Annotated in this window: 18 protein-coding genes; 8 read left to right on the plus strand and 10 right to left on the minus strand. The window is 64.5% G+C overall.

The genetic code is table 11. From position 1 onward, the window contains the following. Positions 1-45 precede the first annotated feature (45 nt). Positions 46-1,593, minus strand: a complete 1,548-nt coding sequence (glpD, locus tag AC54AG_RS10855; RefSeq protein WP_496630301.1) for a glycerol-3-phosphate dehydrogenase — start codon at positions 1,591-1,593, stop codon at positions 46-48. Positions 1,594-1,785: 192 nt separating this feature from the next. Between glpD and AC54AG_RS10860 the strand changes: the two genes are divergently transcribed. The 3 genes from AC54AG_RS10860 to AC54AG_RS10870 all read left to right on the plus strand — a co-directional run bounded on the left by AC54AG_RS10860 (position 1,786) and on the right by AC54AG_RS10870 (position 4,400). Beyond that, complete coding sequence (locus tag AC54AG_RS10860; RefSeq protein WP_175444512.1) at positions 1,786-2,544, plus strand: DeoR/GlpR family DNA-binding transcription regulator; 759 nt, start codon at positions 1,786-1,788, stop codon at positions 2,542-2,544. A 356-nt stretch (positions 2,545-2,900) separates the two neighbouring features. Further along, positions 2,901-3,404 (plus strand): MarR family winged helix-turn-helix transcriptional regulator, encoded by a 504-nt coding sequence (locus AC54AG_RS10865; protein WP_046684031.1) that lies wholly within the window; start codon positions 2,901-2,903, stop codon positions 3,402-3,404. Between the two features lie 78 nt (positions 3,405-3,482). Next, on the plus strand, positions 3,483-4,400 hold the full coding sequence (locus AC54AG_RS10870) for a pyridoxal-phosphate dependent enzyme (RefSeq protein WP_496630303.1): 918 nt from the start codon (positions 3,483-3,485) through the stop codon (positions 4,398-4,400). A 3-nt stretch (positions 4,401-4,403) separates the two neighbouring features. Here AC54AG_RS10870 and AC54AG_RS10875 read toward each other — a convergent pair whose 3' ends face one another. The 7 genes from AC54AG_RS10875 to AC54AG_RS10905 are packed head-to-tail and all read right to left on the minus strand — an operon-like array spanning position 4,404 to position 15,140. Continuing rightward, a complete protein-coding gene (locus tag AC54AG_RS10875; RefSeq protein WP_496630304.1) occupies positions 4,404-6,401 on the minus strand; it encodes a diguanylate cyclase domain-containing protein in 1,998 nt (665 codons plus the stop codon). Further along, positions 6,398-6,961, minus strand: coding sequence for an adenylyl-sulfate kinase (gene cysC, locus AC54AG_RS10880; RefSeq protein ID WP_496630389.1), 564 nt, complete (start codon positions 6,959-6,961; stop codon positions 6,398-6,400). Before cysC ends, AC54AG_RS10875 begins: the two co-directional genes overlap by 4 nt. A 29-nt stretch (positions 6,962-6,990) precedes the next feature. Next, positions 6,991-9,660, minus strand: a complete 2,670-nt coding sequence (locus tag AC54AG_RS10885; protein ID WP_496630305.1) for a molybdopterin-dependent oxidoreductase — start codon at positions 9,658-9,660, stop codon at positions 6,991-6,993. A 20-nt stretch (positions 9,661-9,680) separates the two neighbouring features. Beyond that, a complete protein-coding gene (locus tag AC54AG_RS10890) occupies positions 9,681-10,919 on the minus strand; it encodes an NAD(P)/FAD-dependent oxidoreductase (protein ID WP_331776103.1) in 1,239 nt (412 codons plus the stop codon). Beyond that, positions 10,916-11,269 (minus strand): nitrite reductase small subunit NirD, encoded by a 354-nt coding sequence (nirD, locus tag AC54AG_RS10895; protein WP_034754999.1) that lies wholly within the window; start codon positions 11,267-11,269, stop codon positions 10,916-10,918. Before nirD ends, AC54AG_RS10890 begins: the two co-directional genes overlap by 4 nt. A 12-nt stretch (positions 11,270-11,281) precedes the next feature. Further along, a complete protein-coding gene (gene nirB / locus AC54AG_RS10900; RefSeq protein WP_496630306.1) occupies positions 11,282-13,834 on the minus strand; it encodes a nitrite reductase large subunit NirB in 2,553 nt (850 codons plus the stop codon). Between the two features lie 10 nt (positions 13,835-13,844). After that, complete coding sequence (locus tag AC54AG_RS10905) at positions 13,845-15,140, minus strand: MFS transporter (RefSeq protein ID WP_319991122.1); 1,296 nt, start codon at positions 15,138-15,140, stop codon at positions 13,845-13,847. Positions 15,141-15,543: 403 nt separating this feature from the next. Between AC54AG_RS10905 and AC54AG_RS10910 the strand changes: the two genes are divergently transcribed. Next, positions 15,544-17,166, plus strand: coding sequence for a CehA/McbA family metallohydrolase (locus AC54AG_RS10910; protein ID WP_496630307.1), 1,623 nt, complete (start codon positions 15,544-15,546; stop codon positions 17,164-17,166). On the opposite strand, the gene AC54AG_RS10915 is transcribed toward AC54AG_RS10910, so the two are convergent. Next, on the minus strand, positions 17,150-18,082 hold the full coding sequence (locus AC54AG_RS10915; RefSeq protein WP_496630308.1) for a LysR family transcriptional regulator: 933 nt from the start codon (positions 18,080-18,082) through the stop codon (positions 17,150-17,152). The two genes, AC54AG_RS10910 and AC54AG_RS10915, sit on opposite strands and share 17 nt — an antisense overlap. Positions 18,083-18,209: 127 nt before the next feature. On the opposite strand from AC54AG_RS10915, the gene AC54AG_RS10920 reads away from it, so the two are divergent. The 4 genes from AC54AG_RS10920 to AC54AG_RS10935 all read left to right on the plus strand — a co-directional run bounded on the left by AC54AG_RS10920 (position 18,210) and on the right by AC54AG_RS10935 (position 22,302). Beyond that, positions 18,210-18,605, plus strand: coding sequence for a RidA family protein (locus AC54AG_RS10920; RefSeq protein WP_456132076.1), 396 nt, complete (start codon positions 18,210-18,212; stop codon positions 18,603-18,605). 125 nt (positions 18,606-18,730) lie between these two features. Then, positions 18,731-19,366: a DUF4304 domain-containing protein gene (locus AC54AG_RS10925; RefSeq protein ID WP_034754942.1), complete on the plus strand. Its 636-nt coding sequence runs from the start codon at positions 18,731-18,733 to the stop codon at positions 19,364-19,366. Then, positions 19,359-20,018, plus strand: coding sequence for a hypothetical protein (locus AC54AG_RS10930; protein WP_496630309.1), 660 nt, complete (start codon positions 19,359-19,361; stop codon positions 20,016-20,018). The genes AC54AG_RS10925 and AC54AG_RS10930 overlap by 8 nt, the downstream gene beginning before the upstream one ends. 178 nt (positions 20,019-20,196) lie before the next feature. Next, on the plus strand, positions 20,197-22,302 hold the full coding sequence (locus AC54AG_RS10935) for a prolyl oligopeptidase family serine peptidase (protein WP_496630310.1): 2,106 nt from the start codon (positions 20,197-20,199) through the stop codon (positions 22,300-22,302). A gap of 150 nt (positions 22,303-22,452) precedes the next feature. Here the strand turns inward: AC54AG_RS10935 and AC54AG_RS10940 are convergent, their stop codons facing one another. Next, positions 22,453-23,076 (minus strand): glutathione S-transferase family protein, encoded by a 624-nt coding sequence (locus tag AC54AG_RS10940; RefSeq protein WP_496630311.1) that lies wholly within the window; start codon positions 23,074-23,076, stop codon positions 22,453-22,455. Positions 23,077-23,119: the final 43 nt, after the last annotated feature.

The raw sequence follows: 23,119 nt of genomic DNA on the forward strand, positions 1-23,119 counted from the left end.
TCTTCGCCGCACCCTCTGCGGGGCGCGGTCGCCAACGTGTCCGTCTTACTGCGACAACGGGTGCTGCAACAGCCAGGCGTCGAGCGTGTCCGCCGTCTCGCGCGGCAGGTGCAAGCCCAGCTTGGAGCGCCGCCACAGGATATCGGCCGCGCTGACGGCCCATTCATGGCGCCGCACATAATCAACTTCCGCCGCGTACAGGCCGGCGGCGATTTCCTCGCCCATGGCCGCCACGTCCGCCCGCCCTTCGAGCAGCACGTGGATGCGCGTGCCGTAGGCGCGTGCATAGCGCGCCACCAGCGCCGCCGGCAGCCACGCATACTCGCGCTGCAAGCCTTGCACGAACTGGCCGAACTCGCGCACGGCCCGGTTCTGCGGCACGGCGCCATACACGTCGCCGCCGGGCAGGCAAGCCTGCTCCGTCCAGGCAGGACGCGCGTTGCCCAGCAAGGGCGCCAGCATGTCCATCGCTTCCTCGGCCAGCTTGCGGAAGGTGGTGATCTTGCCGCCGAAAATACTGAGCAGCGGCGCACCTTCCCGGTCCAGCTCGAAACGGTAATCGCGCGTGACGGCCTTGGCGTCGGCCGCCGCGTCTTCCACCAGCGGGCGCACGCCCGCATACGTCCAGACCACGTCGGCCGGCACAATGGGCTTGCTGAAATAGTAACTGGAAAGCTCGCACAAGTAACGAATTTCCTCATCATCGATTTCCACCTTGCCACGGTCGCCTTGGTAGTCGAGGTCGGTGGTGCCGATCAGGGTGAAATCGTGCTCATATGGAATGGCAAACACGATGCGCCCATCCGGATGCTGGAAGATATACGCGTGATCATGCTCGAACAGACGCTTGACGACGATATGGCTGCCCTTGATCAGGCGCAAATGCCGGCCCTGCCCGCCCGGTGCCGCCTGCTGCAGGAACTCGGCCGTCCACGGCCCGGCCGCATTGACGACGCTGCGCGCGCACACAGTCGTCTGCGTGCCGCTGGCGTGCTGCAAGGTGGCCAGCCAAGCGTCGCCTTCGCGCGCCAGCATCGTGCAGCGCGTGCGCGTCAGCACGTGCGCGCCGTTGTCGGCCGCGTCGACGGCGTTCAGCACCACGAGGCGCGCATCGTCGACCCAGCCGTCGGAATACACGAAGCCGCGCTTGAACTGGGGTTTTAATGGTGTGCCGGCCGCATGACGCGTCAGGTCGATGCCGCGGGAGGCCGGCAAGATTTCCCGCTTCGCTAGCATGTCGTAGAGGAACAGGCCGGCGCGTATCAGCCAGGCCGGGCGCTGGCCCTTGGCGTGCGGCATGACGAAGCGCAGCGGCCACATGATGTGCGGCGCCGAGCGCAGCAGCACTTCGCGCTCGATCAGCGCCTTGCGCACGAGGCCAAATTCATAGTATTCGAGGTAGCGCAGGCCGCCATGTATCAGCTTGGTGGAAGCGGACGAGGTGTGGGAAGCCAGGTCGTCCTTTTCGCACAGCACCACGGACAAGCCCCGTCCCGCCGCGTCGCGCGCGATGCCGGCGCCATTGATGCCGCCGCCGACCACCAGCACGTCGCATTTGATCGCTGTCTCCACACCCTGCTGTGCTGCGGCCATCGGGACTCCATGTCTGTCGTGGACACGCCGGCGAGGAAAGACTAGGCATCGCCGGCGACTGTCGTTAAGATCACCATTTCGTAATACGCATGCAATATGAATAAGGTTACGCCAGAATACGAACCCATAGCAACATATTTTTAGTACTATTTGTTCGTTTCTGTTCGTTTTGTGATTTTTAAAGAGAGCACCATGATCTTGAATCCCCGCCAGCGCCGCCTGCTCGAAGTGGTGCGCCAGAAGGTCACCATGTCCGTCGAAGAGCTGGCCCAGCAGCTGGACGTGACGCCGCAAACCGTGCGCCGCGACGTCAAGCAGATGGAAGAAGCGCGCCTGCTGGCCCGCTACCACGGCGGCGTGGGCTTGCCCTCGTCCGTGGAAAACATCGACTACAGCCAGCGGCAGGTGTTCAACAGCGACGCCAAGCGGCGCATCGCGGCCGCCGTCGCCGCGCAAGTGCCGCACGGCTGTTCGCTGCTGATCAATATCGGCACGACGACCGAGGAAGTGGCGCGCGCGCTGGGCCGGCACACGGGCTTGCACGTGGTGACGAACAACCTCAATGTGGCCGCCATCCTGGCCGACAACGCGGCCTGCGAAGTCATCGTGGCCGGCGGCGTGGTGCGCGGGCGCGACCGCGGCATCGTGGGCGAAGCGACCATCGACTTCATCCGCCAGTTCAAGGTCGACATCGGCATCATCGGCATTTCCAGCATCGACGAGGACGGCAGCCTGCGCGACTTCGACGCGCGCGAAGTGAAGGTGGCGCAAGCGATCATCGAGCAGTCGCGCGAAGTGTGGCTGGTGGCCGACCAGCACAAATTCGGCCGCAAGGCGCTCGTGCGCCTGGCCGACCTGGCGCAAATCGACATCTTGTTTACGGATGCGCCACCGCCGCCCCGCTTTGCCGAAGTGCTGCGCGAAGCGGGCGTGAAGGTGGTGCTGGCCTGAGCCGGCCGCATTTCCGCAGTAAAACTGCGCGCTGTCGCGTGGGTAATACGTCTTGTGTGGGCCAGCATACAGAATGATATGAAATATTTATCAATTCGGCAAAAATGCTGTTACCATTGATGCAACATGAGTTATTTTTTTAATCTTCCTCTCTCGCAATACGATTATTTGCTTGATATTGCTTTTTATTTATCTAGAGTAAGGAAAAAGGAAAAAACTCTTTGCCGCTGAGTGATTTCCTGTGAAAACAGTGTTAAAAATACCTCAAGCACGATGATTGTTCCCAAACAAACCACTCGACAGCAAGCGTGAAGGCCTTAACCATGCCGGCAACGCCGCCCAGTGAAGGAAGAGAAATGAGCCATAATTTTGAATCGGCCGCCATGCCGCAAGCCGCCCATCCCAACAGCGTCCCCGTCAGCGAGCTGGAAGCCCACCTCGGTTACTGGCTGCGTTTCGTTTCCAACCACGTATCCCACAGCTTCCAGAAAAAAGCCGAAGCCAATGGCGTGACCGTGTCCGAATGGGTGGTGCTGCGCGAAATGTTCCGTCTCGGCTGCACCTCGCCCACGGTGCTGGCGCAAGTGTCCGGCATGAGCAAGGGCGCCGTCTCGAAACTGATCGACCGCCTGGAAAGCAAGGGCATGGTCAGCAAGTCCATCCTGCTGGCCGACCGCCGCCAGCACTCGATCGAGCTGACGACGGAAGGCGAGGCGCTGGTGCCCGTGCTGGCCGAGATGGCCGACCAGAACGACGAGGAATTCTTCGGCAAGCTGCCGCGCCAGCTGCGCGACGACCTGCTCGAAGCGATGAAGGAAGTGGCGCGCACGCACCAGCTCAAGAGCGCCCCGCTGAACTAAGTCAATACCGGCAAGGGTGACGCGGCGGCGCGCGCGCTTCGGCTATGATGCTGGCCTGACTGTTTACCAGGAACACGCATGGCCCTGCACATCGAAACTCCCTTGCTCAACTCGCGCGCCCTGAGCCTGCACAGCGAGCGCGCCATCTGGCTCAAGCTCGAAGCCTTGCAGCCGCCCGGCTCCTTCAAGATCCGCGGCATCGGCCTCGCCTGCGAAGAATACGCGCGGCGCGGCGCCAGCCGTTTCATCTCCTCTTCCGGTGGCAATGCCGGCATCGCCGTCGCCTATGCGGGACGCCAGCTGGGCATTCCCGTCATCGTCGTCGTGCCGGAAACGACGAGCGAACGGGCCAAGGCCCTGATCGCGCAGGAAGGCGCCGAAGTCATCGTGCACGGCGCCGCCTGGCAGGAAGCCAATGCGCTGGCGCAATCGATGCTCACGCCGCAAGACGCCTTTTTGCACCCGTTCGACGACCCGCTTCTGTGGCAGGGCCATGCCGGCATGATCGATGAAGTGGCCAGCGCGGGCCTGAAACCGGACGCCGTGGTGCTGTCGGTCGGTGGCGGCGGCCTGCTGGCCGGCGTGGCCGAAGGCTTGCAGCGCAACGACTGGGATGACGTGGCCATCGTGGCCGTGGAAACGCAAGGCGCCGCCTCGCTGTCGGCGGCCGTGGCCGCGCGCGAACACGTGGCCCTGCCGGCGGTCAACAGCATCGCCACCTCGCTGGCCGCGCGCCAGGTATGCGCGCAGGCGTTCGCCATCAGCCAGACGCGCCTGCTCCACAGCGTGGTGGTGTCCGACCGGGCCGCCGTCGATGCCTGCCAGCGGTTTATCACCGACCAGCGCCTGGTGGTGGAACCGGCCTGCGGCGCGGCGCTGGCGGCCGTCTACGGCAAAGTACCGGAACTGGCGCCCTACCGCAATGTGCTCGTCATCGTGTGCGGCGGCGTGACGGCCACCACGCAGCAGCTCGACCACTGGAGCGCCACCCTGTAGCCGCTACGGCGCCGCCTCGAGCAGCGCCACGCCATCGCGGCCCTGCCCCTTGGCCGCGTACAGGGCCTGGTCGGCCAGGTCCAGCAGCTGCGCCGGCGTCAGGGCGCCTTCGCGGAAGATGGCGATGCCGATGCTGGTCGTCACCGGCAGCGGGCCGCTGGCCAGCTCGAAGGGCTGGCGGATGGCGTCGACGATCTTGGCGCCGACCTGGCGCACTTCGGCCGCGCCGTTCACGCCTTGGAGAATGATCACGAATTCATCGCCTGCCAGGCGCGCCACCAGGTCGCTGGCGCGCACGCTGCGCACCAGGCGCGAAGCGAATTCCTTCAACACCTCGTCGCCCGCCTTGTGTCCCAGGCTGTCGTTGATGGCCTTGAAACGGTCGATATCGAGATAGGCGAGCGCCATCGGCGCGCGCGCGGCCCGCGTGCGCTGCATGCTTTGCGCCAGCTGCTCGTCAAAGCGGCGCCGGTTGGCGATGCCCGTCAGGGTATCGGTGGCGGCGGCGAACTGCAGTGCCGTGTGCATCGCCTTGGTCTTGGTGATTTCGTGAATCAGGCCATACACGCCTTCCACCGCGCCGCTCTCGCCCACATCGGGCACGTAGCTGGTATGGAAGGTGCGCTCCCCCGCCTCGTTGTCGACCGTGAACTCATAGTCAACCTCCTCGCCCGCGAAGGCGCGCAGCAGGTGCTGCTCGCGCAGCTGGTAGGCTTCCTCGCCCAGCACCTCGCGCATGGAATGCATCAGGCTCTCCCTGGCCGAGACGCCGAACCATCGCTCAAACGTCGCATTGATGAACTGGTAGCGGTGTTCGCGGTCGATATACACGATCACCACGGGCACATGGTCCGTCAGCAGTTTCAAGCGCCGCTCGCTGTCGCGCGTTTGCGCCTCGGCGATTTCACGCTCGGCCACCAGCGAGTAAAAATCACGGCTCAAGTCGCCGATCTCGTCGCGCCGCTCGATTTGCAGCGCCTCGATGCCCAGGCGCTGGCGGCGGATCTGGTGCACCTGGCGGCGCAAGCGCTCCAAAGGCTGCAACAGGCGCAGCACGATGCGCCAGCCGGCCAGGCCAGCCAGCGCCGCCAGCAGCACGGCGGCCAGCAGGATCTTGCTGCGGATGGCGTGCAGCGGCGCAAAGGCCTCGCTCATCGGATACACGGACGCCAGTATCCAGCCCGTCGAGGCGATGCGGTGGTAGGCGAACAGGGCATCGACGCCCTGCGTAGTGGTCCCCGTCATCCAGCCTTCGTAGCCCTGCATGGCGCTCCGCGTGGGCACGCTGACGGGGCCATGGGCTTCGATATGCTGCATGATGCGCGACTTGTCCGGATGCTCGACGATGACGCCTTCGCTGGTCATGATGTACAGGTAGCCGCCAGGGCCCGGCTTGAGGGCGCCCAGACGGCCGAGGAAATCGGGCTGGCGCAGGTTGACGCTGGCCGCCAGTACATAGCGCACGCCGCCGTGCGCGTCGAACACGGGCTGCGTCACCACCACGATGGGCATGCCGGAAATGCTGCCGTTAAGCGGCGAGGAAATCACCGAACGCCGGGTCGCCAGCGTCTGTTCAAAGTAAGGGCGGCCCTTCACGTTCAGCCCCGCCTGCGGCTTGAAGGGACTCACGCTGGCCAGGACGATGCCGTCGGCACCGACCACGCCGGCCGAATAGAACTCCTTGCCCAGCACCGTTTGCGCGGCCAGGAAGCGCTGCAGGCTGACGCCGTCGTGCGCACCGCTGGCCGCCAGGCTGTCCGCGATCGCGCGCAGCACATTGCGCTTCGCGTCGAGTTCCTCGTCGATGAAGACGGCGGCGCTGGCCAGCGATACGTACTGCTGGCGCCCCATCACGTCGCGCATGCCGCGCTCGGCCACGGCCAGGGTGGCCAGCGCCAGCGAGGCGACCGCGCCCAGCACGAGCAGGAAGACGACCATGCTCATGCGCGCCTTCAGGCTGGCGGGCAGGCGCCGGCGCAGCTGTTTTCGCCAGTTCGTCACGTACGTCGCTGAAGGTAGTGGCACAGGCGCTCGACCGATTCGTCCAGCGCCAGGGTGCCCGTGTCCAGGGTCAGCGCGGCCGCCAGCGGCGCCTCGTACGGCGCGGAAATGCCCGTGAATTGCGCGAGCTGCCCCGCGCGCGCCTTTTCATACAGGCCCTTGGGATCGCGCGCCTCGCACACGGCCAGCGGCGTGCTGACGTGGACTTCGATGAAATGCGCAGCGCCGATGATGGCGGCGGCCGTGGCCCGGTCGGCGCGGTACGGGGAAATGAAGGCGGCGATGACGGTCAGGCCCGCCCCGTTCATCAGGCGCGCCACTTCGGCCGCGCGGCGGATGTTTTCATGCCGGTCTTCGGGCGTAAAACCGAGATCGCGGTTCAAGCCATGGCGCAGCTGGTCCCCGTCGAGCACCGCCACGGCGCGGCCCTGCGCCTTGAGCTGGCGCGCCAGCGCGCCGGCGATGCTGGACTTGCCGGCGCCGCTCAAGCCCGTCAGCCAGACCGTGTCGTGTTGTCCTGCTGTCATCACACTGCCTCTCTCCTGTAGAGCTGGCAATATAACAAAGCCGCGCAGGAAAGGACAGACTATCAGGCAGCGCTGCGTGCCTCAAGCAGCAACTGTCGTATCTCCGGCACGCAGGAGCCGCAATTGCCGCCCGCCTTGACGCAGGCCGTCACCTGCGCCGTCGTCGTCAGTTTTTGCTCCACGATGGCCGCGCAAATGGTGTTGCGCCCCACGCCAAAGCACGAGCACACGGTGGGGCCGGCGTCCACGCCCTTGCCGATGGGCTGGCCCAGCAGCACGCCGGCGCGGTCGGCCGCATCCATCTGCGCGTGCGCAAACAGGCCCGCCAGCCAGCTGCGCGACGGCAGGTCGGGACGGGGCGAGACATACACGCATTGCGCGATGCGTCCCTCGTCCAGGTGCACGGCGCGGTACACGCCGGCGCTGGCATCCGCGTAATCGAGCCAGTCGGCGTTGTCGTCCGTGACGCCGAGCAGCGCGCGCGCCCAGGCGCCCAGGTCGTCGATGCGCTGGCGGCCGGCCAGCTCGTAGCGCAGGAACTGCTCGCCCTGGATGCGCGTCCAGTGCGCCACGCCGTCCAGGCCCAAGGGCGTGCGGCTCAACACGAACGCATGCCAGTGCACGCGGAACTGCTCGATGCGCACGGGCGTGTGCTTGAATTCGGGTTCGCCCGAGACGGGGTCGACAACGGGATTGACGACGGCGCCCACGCGCGCGTCGGAGGCATTCGCGTCGCTCCAGTGGATCGGCACGAAGACCTGGCCGCGCGCGATGCCGCCGCCATGCACGACCCTGGCCACCATCGCGCCCCAGGCGCTGGACACGCGCGCCAGCTCGCCTTCGCGCACGCTGTACAGCAGCGCATCCTGCGGGTGGATATCGATGAACGCTTCGGCGATATGGCCCGACAGTTTCGCCGCCTTTCCCGTGCGCGTCATCGTATGCCACTGGTCGCGCACCCGGCCCGTATTCAGGATGAGTGGATAGTCTTCGTCGGGTATATTGCGCGGCGCGCGCGGCGCCGTCGGTACGAAGCGCGCGCGGCCGTCCGCATGCGCGAAGCGGCCATCGCCGAACAGGCGCGCCTGGCCCTGCGGCCACTGCTGCGGCGCAAGGGCGTCGTAGCGCGCCGCATCCAGGCCCGCCAGGTGGCCCAGGTTGAACAAACGCTTTGTGGCCCCGTCATTGCGGAAGGCGGACAGGCGCGCGTGTTCATCGAAGATGGCTTGCGGCGCCGTGAAATCGAAGCCGGCATACCCCATGCGGCGCGCCACGTCGCACAGCACGTCCCAGTCGGCGCGCGCTTCGCCGGGCGCCGGCAAGAAGGCGCGCTGGCGCGAGATGCGGCGCTCGGAATTGGTCACCGTGCCATCCTTTTCACCCCAGCCCAGGGCCGGCAGCAGCACGTCGGCGTGGGCGTTCGTGTCCGACCCGGCGCTGATGTCGGACACCACCACCAGCTCGCATTTGGCCAGCGCCCGGCGCACCTGGTCGGCGTCCGGCATGCTGACCAGCGGGTTGGTGGCGATGATCCACACGGCCTTGACCTTGTCCGCCTCGATGGCGTGGAACAGCTCCACCGCCTTCAGGCCAGGCTTGTCGGCGATGCGCGGAGAGTCCCAGAAGGTTTGCACGGCTTCGCGGTGCGCCGGCTTGTCGAGATCCAGGTGCGCCGCCAGCATATTGGCCAGGCCGCCCACTTCGCGCCCGCCCATGGCGTTCGGCTGGCCCGTGAGGGAAAACGGCCCCATGCCGGGCTGGCCGATGCGCCCCGTCGCCAGGTGGCAGTTGATGATGCTGTTGACCTTGTCCGTGCCGGAAGACGACTGGTTGACGCCCTGCGAAAAGGCCGTGACGACCTTGCGCGTGGCGGCAAACGCCTGGTAGAACGCCAGCAAGACTTGCGGGTCAACCTTGCAGATTTTCGCCACACGCAAAGGATCGGAACAGTCGACATGGGCGGCGGCCAGCGCCTCATCGAGGCCGCTGCTGTGCCGCGTGACGAAATCATCGGCGATCACGCCTTCCTTCGCCAGATAGCACAGCAAGCCGTTGAACAGCCACACGTCGGTGCCCGGTTTCACGGGCAGGTGCAGGTCGGCCAGCTCGCAGGTGGCCGTGCGGCGCGGGTCGATCACCACCAGTTTCATCTCCGGCCGGGTTTCGCGGATGCGGGCGATGCGCTGGAACAGGATCGGGTGGCACCAGGCCGTGTTCGAGCCCACCAGCACCACCATGTCGGCCAGTTCCAGGTCTTCATAGCAGCCCGGCACGATATCCTCGCCAAACGCGCGCTTGTGGCCGGCCACGGCCGACGACATGCACAGGCGCGAATTGGTGTCGATATTCGCGCTGCCCACATAGCCCTTCATGAATTTATTGGCGATGTAATAGTCTTCCGTCAGCAGCTGGCCCGAGACGTACAGGGCGACGGCGTCGGGACCATGCTTGTCGATGATGGCGCGCAGGCCGCCGGCCACCTGGTCCAGCGCGGCATCCCAGGAGGACGGCTGCAGGACGCCATCGACGCGTACCTGCGGTTGCAGCAAACGGTTCTCCAGGTCCAGGGTGTCGCCGAGGGCCGAGCCTTTCACGCACAGCTTGCCCAGGTTGGCCGGGTGATTGGCATCACCGGCGATGCGGATGGCGCCGTCGGGCAGGCGTGTCGCTTCCACGCCGCAGCCGACGCCGCAATACGGGCAAGTGGTTTTCACGGGCGTGCAAGTGGTCATGGGGGTCCTGTTGGTCGCTGTCAGGCGGCCTGGGCGCACAGCGCCTGGCCAAACAATAAATGGGCGCGCAGCTTGCTGATGTCGCGGCGCTGCTGGATCAGGTCGAAATACCAGGGGCCGTCCTGCACGTCGCCATACAGCACGGCGCCGGCCAGGCGGCTGCCCTGCACCACCAGGCGCTTGTAGACGCCGCGGCGCGGATCGCGCAGCACCAGGTCTTCGCTGCCCTCGCCGCCGATGATGTCGCCGGCCGAGTACAGGTCGATGCCCGTCACTTTCAATTTGGTGGCGCTGGCCTGCTGCACGTAGCGGCGGTGCCCTGCGCCGGCCAGGTGGGCGCCGCACACGCGCGCCTGTTCCCAGATGGGCGCGACCAGGCCAAACGTGGCGCGCCGGTGCTGCACGCATTCGCCCACGGCGTACACGCGCGGGTCGTAGCTTTGCAGGCAATCGTCAACGACGATGGCCCGTTCGCAGTGCAGGCCGGCCGCTTGCGCCAGCGCGATGTTCGGGCGCACGCCGGCCGTCATCACCACCAGGTCGGCGGGGATCGACGTGCCATCGGCAAAGCGAACTCCCTGCACGCGGTCGGTGCCGAGGATTTCCGCCGTTTGCGCATGCATCAAAAACCGCAGGCCGCGCGCTTCCAGCGCCGATTTCAACAGCATCGACGCGGGTGCGTCCAGCTGCTGGTTCATCAGGGCGCCGCTCATGTGCACGACGGTGACGTCCATGCCCTGGCGCTGCAAGCCGTTGGCCGCTTCCAGTCCCAGCAAGCCGCCGCCGATGACCACCGCGTGGCGGTGCGTGCGCGCCGCACGCAGCATGGTGTCGACGTCGCTGATATCGCGAAAACCGATCACACCAGGCAGATCATGCCCGGGCACGGGCACGATGAACGGCGTGGAACCGGTGGCCAGCAGCAGGCGGTCATAGGCAACCGTGATGCCGGACAGCGATTGCACGGTGCGCACCTTGCGGTCGATGCGTACGACGGGGTCGCCCGCGTGCAGGGTAATGCCATGCTGCGCATACCAGTCGCGCGTGTGCAGCATGATGTCGTCCACCGACTTCTCGCCGGCCAGCACGGGCGACAGCAGGATGCGGTTGTAATTGCCGTGCGGTTCGGCGCCGAACACGGTGATGTCGTACAGGTCCGGCGCCAGTTTCAAGAGTTCCTCGACCGTGCGCATGCCGGCCATGCCGTTGCCGACGACCACGAGCGAGGGACGCGCAGTGGCCTTGACTGGCGGATTCACAGGGCCACCCACACCATGTCGGCAAACACGCGCGCCGGCCAGGCGGCGACCGAATGCTCGGGCGCTTCGATGCACTCGCCGCTGGCCAGGTCGAAATGCTGTTTGTAGATGGGCGAGGCGACGACGACGCGCTCGCCGATGCTGCCGACGAGACCCCGAGACAGCACGGAAGCGCCCGCATTCGGGTCGATATTGTCGATGGCGTACACGCGCGGCGCCGCATCGCCGACGCGGAACACGGCCACGTGGCGGCCACCCAGCAACGCGCACACGCCCGTGTCGGGCACGATGTCGGCCAAGGGACAGATGGCTACCCAGTTGTCGGCGGTGGCGCCGGAAAGTTCATTCATCGCATTCATGGCTCACGCCTCCACGGCAAGGATGGGGATCACGGTGCTGCGGCGTTCAGTTTCGGTGGCGGGCCGGATCTGGCCCCGCTCTTCGACGAACACCACGTTTTCATCGCTCTTCTCGCTGTTGACGAAATGGCGGAAGCGCTGGCGCACGGCGGGGTTGGAAACGGCTTCCTTCCACTCGCAGGCATAGGTGTCGACCACGTGCTGCATGTCCGCTTCCAGCTCGTGGGCGATGCCCAGGCTGTCGTCGATGATGACGCGCTTCAGGTAATCGAGGCCCCCTTCCAGGTTGTCGCGCCACACGCTGGTGCGCTGCAGGCGGTCGGCCGTGCGCACGTAAAACATCAGGAAGCGGTCGACATAGCGCACCAAGGTGGCTTCATCGAGATCGGAAGCGATCAGTTCCGCGTGGCGCGGCTTCATGCCGCCATTGCCGCACACGTACAGGTTCCAGCCCTTTTCCGTGGCGATCAGGCCGATGTCCTTGCCCTGCGCCTCGGCGCATTCGCGCGTGCAGCCGGAGACGCCGAACTTGATCTTGTGCGGCGTGCGCAAGCCCTTGTAGCGGTTTTCCAGCTCGATCGCAAAGCCCACGCTGTCGGCCACGCCATAGCGGCACCAGGTGGAGCCGACGCACGATTTCACCGTGCGCAAGGATTTGCCGTAGGCGTGGCCCGATTCGAATCCGGCCGCGATCAGTTCTTCCCATATGGCCGGCAACTGGTCGACGCGCGCGCCGAACAGGTCGACCCGCTGGCCGCCCGTGATCTTCGTATATAAGCCGTACTTTTTCGCCACCATGCCCACGGCGATCAAGCCGTCGGCCGTCACTTCACCGCCCGGCATGCGCGGCACGACGGAATACGTGCCATCCTTCTGGATATTGCCGAGGAAGTAATCGTTACTGTCCTGCAGGCTGGCGTGCACGGGAGACAGGACGAAATCGTTCCAGCACGAAGCGAGGATATTCGCCGCCACGGGCTTGCACACGTCGCAACCGAGCCCCTGGCCATGCGCGCCCAAGAGTTCGCCGAAGCTGCGGATTTTGCCCACGCGCACCAGATGGTGCAATTCCTGGCGCGAGTACGCAAAGTGCTCGCACACGTGGTTGTTGACGGCCAGGCCCTGCTTCTGCATTTCCGCCTTCATGATCTGCGTGACCAGCGGTACGCAGCCGCCGCACGCGGTGCCCGCCGTGGTGCAGCTTTTCAGGGCGCCGATGGTGGTGGCGCCCTCGGCGACGGCCGCGCACAGCGCGCCTTTCGACACGTCGTTGCACGAGCAGATTTGCGCCGACTCGGGCAAGGCGTCCACGCCCAGGCCCACCTTTTGCTGGCCATCGGCCTGCGGCAGGATCAGGAATTCGGGGGATGCCGGTAGCTCGATCTTGTTGAGCATCATCTGCAGCAAGGTGCCGTACTCGCTGGCGTCGCCCACCATCACGCCGCCGAGCAGGTATTTGCCGCAATCGGAAACGACGATTTTCTTGTAGATCTGCTTGCGTTCATCCATGAACTGGTAGGAGCGGCTGCCCGGCGCATTGCCGTGCGGGTCGCCCAGACTGGCCACATCCACGCCCATCAGTTTGAGCTTGGTGCTCATGTCGGCGCCCTTGAACGATGCTTCGCCCTCTTCCTGCAACAGGTGGCGCGCCGCGATGCGGGCCATCTCGTAGCCGGGCGCCACCAGGCCGAAGACCAGGCCGCCCCACAGCGCGCATTCGCCGATCGCATAGATGTCAGGGTCGGAGGTGACGCAGCTGTCATCGATGGCGATGCCGCCGCGCGGGCCCACGTCCAGGCCGCAGGCGCGCGCCAGTTCATCGCGCGGGCGGATGCCGGCCGAGAAGACGATCATGTCCGCTTCCAGGTGGCTGCCGTCGGCGAACTGCATGCGGTGCGTGGCTTCTTCGCCGTCGACGATGGCCAGCGTATTTTTTTGCGTGTGCACGGTCACGCCCAGCTCTTCGATCTTGCGGCGCAGGACGCGCGCGCCGCCTTCATCGACCTGCACGGCCATCAGGCGCGGCGCGAATTCCACCACGTGGGTATCGAGTTTCAAATCGCGCAAGGCTTTCGCGCATTCGAGACCCAGCAGCCCGCCACCGATCACCACGCCAGTTTTGGATTTGCCACCCCAGGCCAGCATGGCTTCCAGGTCTTCGATGGTGCGGTAGACGAAGCAGCCTTCTCTATCCTTGCCCGGCAGCGGCGGCACGAACGGCGTCGAGCCGGTGGCGAACACCAGCTTGTCGTAGGCCAGCACTTCACCGGTGCTGGCCGTGACGGTTTTCGCCGCGCGGTCGATCGAGACGGCGCGCGCATTGAGTTTCAGGACAACGTTGCCCTTGTCGAAAAAGCCGGGTGCCACCAGGGACAGGTCGTCGGCCGATTTGCCGCTGAAAAATTCGGACAGGTGCACCCTGTCGTAGGCGGGTCGCGGCTCTTCGCACAAGACCGTCACTGACAGGTGCGGCGCGTTTTCCAATGCCAGGCGTTCGAGGAATTTATGCCCGACCATGCCATGGCCAAGGACGACGATGTTCAAAGGGTGAGTCATTACTGTCTCCTCAGGCCGCGGCCATGTTCGGTTCGGCCGCTGCACGGGTAAAACGCACGGCGATGGCGCACAGGGCCGAGATCACCACCAGCGCGCTCAGGATGATCAATGTCTGGCGGATGTCGCCCGTGCCCTTCATCAGGAAGCCGGCCGCCACGGCGCCCACGTTGCCGCCCGCGCCGATGATGCCGGCCACGCCGCCCAGCGCCTTGCTGTCGATGAAAGGCACCAGCGCGTAGGTGGCGCCGCACGCCATGTGGGTGAACAGGCCGAAGACCAGCATGGCGATGACGGCCCAGGTGACGCTGTCGACCTTGGCAAACCACAGCAGGCCCACGCCTTCGCCGATCATCAGCATGAACAGCAGGGTCACGCGGCTGTTCAAGTTGCCGCGCAGGGCCAGTTTGTCGGACATCCAGCCACCCAGGGCGCGGGCAAACAGGGCCAGCAAGCCGAAGCTGCCGGCGGCCAGGCCGGCCGATTTCAAGGATAGGCCAAAATGGTCGACGTAGTACACGGCGGCGATGTTGTGGATGAAAATCTCGATGCCGAAGCAGGCGCCGTAGGTGACGAACAGCAGCCACACGCGGTAGTTGGAGCTGGCCGCCTTGAAGCTGTCCCAGCCACCCTTCTTGCCACCCTCAATGGCGATGCCGGCGGCGCGCAAATCCGAATAATTGCCTTCAGGGCAATCCTGCGTATAGCGCCAGTAGAGAACGGCCATCACCAGCATCAGCACGCCCGGCACCAGCAGGGCCACGCGCCAGCCCAGCGATTCGGACACGCCCAGCATCAGCACGGCACCGAGCAGCAGCGGCATCAGCGCCTGCGCCGCGCCGCCGCCCGCATTGCCCCAGCCGGCGGCGGCGGCATTCGCCGTACCGACAACGCGCGGAGCGAACATCACGGAGGTGTGATATTGCGTGATGACAAAGCTGGCGCCGACGGCGCCGATGCCCAGACGGAAGAACAGAAAGCTTTCATAGCTTTGCGACGCGGCCACGCCCAGCACGGGAATGGCGCCCAGCAGCAGCAAGCCCGTGTAGGTCTTGCGCGGGCCGTAGCGGTCGCACAATGGCCCGACGATCAGGCGCACGAGGATGGTGATGGCGACGGCCGCGATATTGATGTTGGCCACTTGCGCCAAGGAAAGGCCGAACTCGCCCTTGATGACAGGCATCAGGGGAGCGCAAGCGAACCAGGCGAAGAAACACACGAAAAATGCCATCCACGTCAGGTGGAATGCGCGCATGGGTGGCGTGGCGAGGGAGAAGAGCGCGATGCGCGTTGCTTTTTGGCTGGCCATGATAGGTTCCCGAAATATCCCGTTGATAAAACAAAACGGCGCCCGCCCCGCCGATGAAAAATCAGCCTGGGCGGACGCCGTTGTCCATGTGGTCCGTCGTTGGACCGTTGTTCGTTTATTCAGGGGATCGCCGTTGATCCGTACCTTCTGTTTAGCAAGCGCCGTGCCAGCTTGTCTGACGGGCAAGCGGCACCATTCGCACTGGCTTTGCGCCAGATCATGGCCAATCACGGTGCAAGTACGCCACTTGCTGGTGCATGCGGGAACCAGTACGTGGCATTTCTTGTCTAAACCACATCTGAAGCAGTAGCGGGAGGCCACGATGGTCAAGACACTGCGACGACGACGCCTAAGGCCACTTCGACCGCCATGGCTGACATGTGCGTGCGCCGGACTGTTGCTGATGTCATGGAGCAACACTGCGGCCGCGCAAGAGACCAAGGAACACAGCGAGCTCGATGCCACCGTTGTCGCGCCCTTTCACGCCGCGCGCGGTGAGCGTGTCACGCAGGCGCGTACATTTGTCGTGCGGCTCACCTATCCCGACGAAGGCCGCAGCCATGCCGTGCGCTGGACCTTGACACTATCGGGCCCCGGCCCGCAAGGCGCCGTGCTGCGGCGCTGGTCGGGCACGGAACAGGTGGGGGCCAACGGCAAGAGCGTGAACCTGCCCTGGGATGGCCGCGCCGACGCCGATACGCGCGAGCGGCGCATGCTGGCACAGGACGGCTTGTATCAGTTACGCCTGCTTGCGGTGGCGGACGCGGGCACGCCGCATAAAGCGCAGGTGGAACAGCAGTGGCACATCCAGGTGCAACGGGACGCAAGCACGGCGCCCAGGGTACCCGCCTTCCAGGCTGGCCTGCAACAACTGCCCGGCCTGGAAGGCCAGCCCGGCTACCGCATCGTCTACGCCAACCTGCACAGCCAGACGCGCCACAGCGATGGCGGCGCGGCGCTCGACGCCTGCCATGGCGCGCAAGACCCGCAAACGGCGCCCTACGGCCCCATCGATGCCTACAAGTATGCGCAAGAACACGGGCTCGACGTCCTGCTGACATCCGAGCACAACCATATGTACGACGGTTCGGACGGCACGAATAGCACTGCCGCCCCTGCCGAAGCGATCGCGCTGTACCAGACGGGGCTGGCTGAAGCGGCCGCTTACACTGCCGCCCATCCCGGTTTCCTGGCCCTGTACGGCATGGAATGGGGCGTCATCAACAAGGGTGGCCACCTGAATATCATCAACAGCAGGCAATTGCTGGGCTGGGAAAAAAATGCCCGCGGGGAATTGCTGGCCGACGTGGAAACGCCGAAGGGCGATTACGCGGGCCTCTACAAGCTGATGCGCGAACGGGGCTGGATCGGGCAGTTCAATCATCCTGCCCAAACGGGCCAGTTTCTCGTCAATGAGCAGCCGCTCGGCTACACGCCGGACGGCGACGCGGCCATGGTGCTGTGCGAAGTCATGAATACGTCCGCGTTTTCCACGAACGACGCGGAAACGGAAACCCGGCGCAGCAATTACGAGGCGGCCTGCAACCGGGCCCTGGCGGCCGGCTACCACGTGGCCTTCAGCAGCAACCAGGATAACCACTGCGCCAACTGGGGCGCCTCGTACGGCAACCGCACGGCCGTGCTGGTGGCCGGCCCGGCCGCCGGCACGCCCATTTCACGCGACAGCTTCCTCGACGCGCTGCGCGCGCGCCGCGTCTACGCCACCATGGACAAGCATGCGCAACTGCTGTTCACGGCCAACGGCAAGCTGATGGGCGAGCGCTTCGACAACCACGGTCCCTTGCGCCTGGCCACCAGTTTCAGCAACAGCGCCGGGCGCCAAGTGGCCGCCATCGCCATCTTCCACGGCGTGCCGGGCGGCAACGGTTCCGTCATCCCCATATCGGACCAGGCCGAGCTCACCATCACGCCCGCGCCCGGCCCCCATTTCTATTACGCGCGGCTGACGCAGGACGACGGTAACATCGTCTGGTCGGCGCCCGTGTGGGTCAATCAGTTGCCGTGATGGCGGCAGCGCGGGCGGAATGCCGGGCCATCAATTCAGCCACCCAGTCGATAAAGACGCGCAGTTTTTTGCTGACATGGCGGTTTGGCGGATAGGCGAGATAGAGCGGCATGGGATCGACCGTCCATGCTTCGAACAGCGGCAGCAGCTCGCCCCTGGCCACGTGCGGGCGCGCCATATAATCGGGCAGCCACAGCACGCCCAGCCCCGCCACCCCGGCCGCCAGATAGGCGTTGCCATCGTCGATCGACAGCACATACTGGCCATGGATCTTCACGCTCTTGCCCTCGCGGTGCATCACGTAGGGAAAGCCGTTGCCGCTGCGTCCCCAGCGAAAGCGCACGATGCGGTGCGCGCTGTCCTGCAAGTCCAGCGGATGCAAGGGCGTGCCCACCCGTTGCAGATAGGCCGGCGCCGCATACACGCCCAGTGGCAAGTCGGCGAGCTTGCGCGCCATCAGCGACTGGTCGGTGATGTCACCGCCGCGTATCACGCAATCGACATTGTCGGCGATCACGTCGACCATGCGGTCGCTGGCGCCCATGTCGAGCACGATATCGGGATACAGCGCATGAAACGTGGGCAGCGCCGGCACCAGCAGCAAAGCGGCGAGCGGACTGGGCACGTCTACCCGCAACTGGCCCCGCGGCAAGGCGGCGGCATGCGGCAAGCTCGTTTCGATTTCTTCCAGGGTATCAAGCACTTGCACGATGCGCTCGTAATAAGCCGCGCCATCGGCCGTCACATTGACCTTGCGCGTGGTGCGGTTCAGCAGTTTCAGGCGCAGGCGCGCCTCGAGCTGCTGCACCAGTTGCGTCACCGTGGTGCGGCTCATGTGCAAGGTCGCGGCTGCGCGCGTAAAACTGCCCGTCTCGACCACCCGCACGAACGCCTTCATCGCATCAAACCTGTCCATCCACGCCTCCGCCATTTGATTGTTTGGATTATACAAATAGTCCAGTCCGATCTGGCCGCTTTATCCGCAGGTTGGTAGCAGATAAAGTGTTCTCCAGGCAGCAACTTCGCTGCATCAACAAGGAAAGCTGATGAAACGCGACGTCGTATTCCCTCCGGGCCGCCAAGCCCTGTATGAACAGAACCGCTATTCCCCTGCCGTACGCGCCAACGGCCTGCTGTTTGTGTCGGGACAGGTTGGCAGCCGCGAAGACGGCTCGCCCGAACCCGGACTCGACGCCCAGGTCCGGCGCGCCTTCGACAACCTGAACGCCATCTTGCACGCCGCCGGCTGCACCTTCGACGATGTGCAGGACGTGACTATTTTTATCGTCGATCCACAATCGCACTTCCAGCGCATCTGGGATATCGTACAGACAGAGTATTGGGGCCAGGCACCGCACCCGACGGTCACGGCCGTTGGTGTGACGTGGCTGTATGGTTTCCAGTTCGAGATCAAGGTGGTGGCCAAGCTGCCGGGCTAGAACACGGCGTCCGCCAGCGTGCAGGGAAATGGCAGCAGGCTTTCCCTCGCACGATTGCCCGCCGCAAGGTGCGCTGGCACTGATCTATGGCAACATTGCGCAACCGACGCATGCCAGGAAACGCAATGAAACCAAAAGCGCTGATCATCGCCAATATTGAAGCGTACTTGCTGGAGCCGCTGAGCGCAGCGGGCTTCAAGTTCTCGCCTAGCCAGCTGACCTTCAAGCGCACGCAGAACGAATTCGTCCAGGCCATCCATTTCCAGGCCAACCGCCATAACGAAGAGGATGTCTGCGCAGCATTCTGGAGCCACTATCAAGTCTCGTCCAGATCCTATGCAACATGGCACACGGCGCGCTACGACCATGAACCTGTCAACAATATCGTTGGCGGCGTGGCGGACTGGAGTATCAGAAACTGGCAATTCCCTATCCTCGATGGCAAGCAGGACAAAGAACACCAGCTCGTCGATCCGTCCCATCGGGCAACGGTCATGGCCTGCCTGCGGGACAATCTGCTGGAGTTGGCCGTCCCCTGGCTTGAGCGCCTTTCCAATTGGGAAAATGCGGCCCTGGCTCTCGTCGAAGCGCAAGAATCGCATGCGAAGGCCTGCGATTTTTATCTGATGGCGGGCAAGCAGGAAAAAGCCTTGTGGGCCTTGAACGAAGGCATTGCCTATTGGCAGAAAAATCCCGCAGCCTCTTTTCCGGAAGAAAAAGAAGAGATCGCTTTGCGGATGGAGAAATACGCCTATGCTTGACATCACGTGCCCCTACGATGGCGACTGCGGGCGCCACTTCGACAGCAGCGCAATGGATGCCTCGGATGGCGCGTTCTTGAAAACGGCCATCGGTAAAAAAATGACGTTCATGTTCCTGCACTGCCCCGCATGTGCAAGGATGTTCCAGTTCAATCCAGTCGCCTGGACAGCGCAGGCGTGCGAAGCCGTCGCGCCCAAGGCCGTCCGCGTAGCGAAGAAAAGCGGCAAGCAGCTGGAAAAATTGCTGGCCAGGGAAAAAGTGGCCCTGCCCCAGGCCTATCTCGCTCACCTCCGCAGCGCAAAGCCACGTCCCGACGTGGCGATTTTCACCGATGAAGAACCCTTCACGCTGTACAGCCTGGACGCGCTGTGCAAAGACGTCGAGGTGGATGGAACAAGCTATCTGGCAGTCAGGCAACTGGCTGGCTTTGCGCAGGCGCTGGCAGAAGCGGCGGGAACGGGGTCGAAGCAGGCTGCACCGTTCAGTCCTGCCGAGCTGGCGGAGTGCCTGGCCATCGGCGAGGAAAACACGCGCATCCTGTTCATCGACAGCCGCGACAACGATGTCTTATGGATTTATCACTGCGACGGCGGCGATGTCGAACAGACGCGGCTCACCGTAACTTCGCTGATGGGGCCTGGCGTATCCTGAAGGGGGCAGTACGCCGCAGATTCTGCGGCCAGCTTCCAATCCAGCAAACAATATTGGAAAAGTAATTATTTTTTAAGTAGCCGTCCATAGACACTGGTTCCTCGCAGCAATCCATGGCACCATGGCTGCGCCGTTTTGCCCGCAACGCGGCCTCCATCGGACCAACCAGGAACCCTATATGTCGTCATATCGTACCTTCGCCGGCAGCATGCTGCTCGGCCTGGCCGCAGCGGGCATCGCCCATGCGCAAGCACCCGCGCCTGCCGCCGCCAACACCGATCCCCATTTGTGGCTGGAAGAAGTCCTCGGCGACAAGCCGCTGGCCTGGGTCAAGCAGCACAATGCCGTCAGCACCAGGGAACTGGAAGCCCAGCCCGGCTTCCCCGCCCTGCAGGCGCGCCTGAAAACCATCCTCAACTCGAAGGAGCGCATTCCCTACGTCAGCAAGGAAGGCGAGTTTTACTATAATTTCTGGCGCGACGCCCAGCACGTGCGCGGCATCTGGCGCCGCACCACCCTGGCGCAATACCAGCTGGCCGAACCTGTCTGGGAAACCGTGATCGATCTCGACCAGCTAGCGGCCGGCGAGAGTGAAAACTGGGTCTGGGGCGGCGCTTCCTGCCTGTATCCGAAGGGCGAACGCTGCCTCATTTCCCTGTCGCGCGGCGGCGGCGACGCCAAGGTGGTGCGCGAATACGACGTGGCCAAGCGCGCCTTCGTCGAGGGCGGCTTCACCTTGCCCGAAGCGAAGGGCAGCACCAGCTGGATCGACCAGGATACCCTGTTCGTGTCCACCGATTTCGGCCCCGGCTCGATGACCAGCTCGGGCTACCCGCGCATCATCAAGCAGTGGCAGCGCGGCACGCCGCTGGCGCAGGCGAAAACGCTGTATGAAGCCAAGCCCGACGACCTGAGCGCCAGCGCCTACAAGGATTTCACGCCAGGCCACGAACATCAATTTATCGAGCGGCAAATCGATTTCTACAGCGGCGAGATGTTCCTGCGCGACGGCGCCGAGTTGAAGAAAGTGCCGAAGCCGGACGACGCTACGGCCTTCACCGTGCGCGACCAGCTGGTCATCACCTTGCGCTCGGACTGGAAAGTCAACGGCAAGACCTACCTGCAAGGCTCCTTGCTGGCCACCGATTTCAAGGCCTTCATGCAGGGCAAGCAGGAGCTGGAAGTGCTGTATGCGCCCACGGCCACGTCGTCGCTGGACAATGTGACGGCGACCAAGTCCGCCATCCTCGTCACCACCCTGGACAAGGTCAAGAACCGCCTGACGGAACTGCGCCACGTGAACGGCAAGTGGCAGCGCCGCGCAGTCGATGCGCCCAAGCTGGGCACCCTGGCCGTCAGCGCGCTCGACTCCGTCGACTCGGACCAGTACTTCCTGACGGTGACCGACTTCCTCAACCCGACCACCCTGTATCTGGCCACGGCGCAAAGCGACAAGCGCACGAAAATCAAGTCGCTGCCCGCCTACTACGACGCCACGCCATACAAGGTGGAGCAGTTCGAATCGACGTCGAAGGATGGCACCAAGGTGCCATATTTCGCCATCATGGGCAAGAAGACGAAGTTCGACGGCAGCAACCCCACCGTGCTGTATGGCTATGGCGGCTTTGAAGTGTCGCTCAAACCAAGCTACAGCGGCACCACGGGCGTGGCGTGGCTGGAAAAGGGTGGCGTGTATGTGCTGGCGAACATCCGCGGCGGCGGCGAGTTCGGTCCCCGCTGGCACCAGGCGGCGCTGAAGGAAAACCGCCAGCGCGCGTATGACGACTTCATCTCGGTGGCGCAGGACCTGATCAAGCGCAAGGTCACCAGCCCGCGCCACCTGGGCATCATGGGCGGCAGCAATGGCGGCCTGCTGACGGGCGCCGTGCTGGTGCAGCGTCCCGACCTGTTCAACGCCGTCGTCAGCCAGGTGCCGCTGCTCGACATGCGCCGCTATAACAAGATGCTGGCGGGCGCCTCGTGGATGGGAGAGTACGGCGACCCGGACGTGCCGGAACAATGGGCGTACATCAGCAAGTACTCGCCGTACCAGAACGTCTTCAAGGACAAGAAATATCCGCGCGTGCTGTTTACCACTTCGACGCGCGACGACCGGGTCCACCCTGGCCATGCACGCAAGATGGTGGCGAAGATGGAAGAGCAAGGCCACGACGTGATGTACTGGGAAAACACGGAGGGCGGCCATGCGGGCGCCGCCAATAACGACCAGCAGGCGCTGATGTGGGCGTTGACCTACACCTTCCTGTGGGAGCAGCTGAAGTAATGTGGTGGTGTCGGATTACGCGCTCACGCGCCTCGGCGGCCCCGCTAATCCGACCTACCCGGCATGTCGGTCCCCAAGGCCGTAGGTCGGGTTAGCCCAGCGGGCGTAACCCGACAAACATTGTTGACATGGGCCGGTGGCAAAATATCCTTACTTCGCCTGCGCGCTGGGGCGTTCCGCGATGCGGTCGCGGTAGGCCTGCAGGTTGGCCAAGCCTTCCGCGCCGGGCCGGTACTTCATCAGGCCGCGCACAAATTCCAGCGCGCAGAAGGCCGTGATGTCGGCAACCGTAAACCGGTCGCCGGCGATGTAGGGCTGGTGAGCCAGCACCTGATCCAGCCATTGCGCCGTCTCGCGCAGCTTGCCCGCCTGCGCCGTGGCGAAATCGGGAAACTGCGGGTTTTCCAGCGCCACCAGGGCCGGATGGCCGTGGCGCACCCAGTTGGCGGCTGCGCTGAACAAATGCAGTTCCACGCGGCGGTCTGCCATTTCAATGAACGCGCGCTCCTCGTAACCTTCGCCCATCAGGTTCGGCTGCGGCTGCAAGCCTTCCAAGTAAGTGCAGATGGCGCGCGTCTCGGTCAGCACGCGCCCGTCCGCCAATTCCAGCACGGGCACGCGGCCCAGCGGGTTTTTCGCCAGGAAGGCGGGATCGCGATGATGGCCCGCCATCAGGTCGAGCGCCACTTCCTCGATACCGGTGATGCCCTTCTCGGCGATGAACATGGTGACGCGGCGCGGATTGGGCGTGCGGGGGCTGATAGTCAGTTTCATGTGCTTGGGTCTCGTCTTGTTATGTTGGTGGACGCGGCTGCGG

The organism is Janthinobacterium sp. BCJ23 (assembly GCF_059617945.1).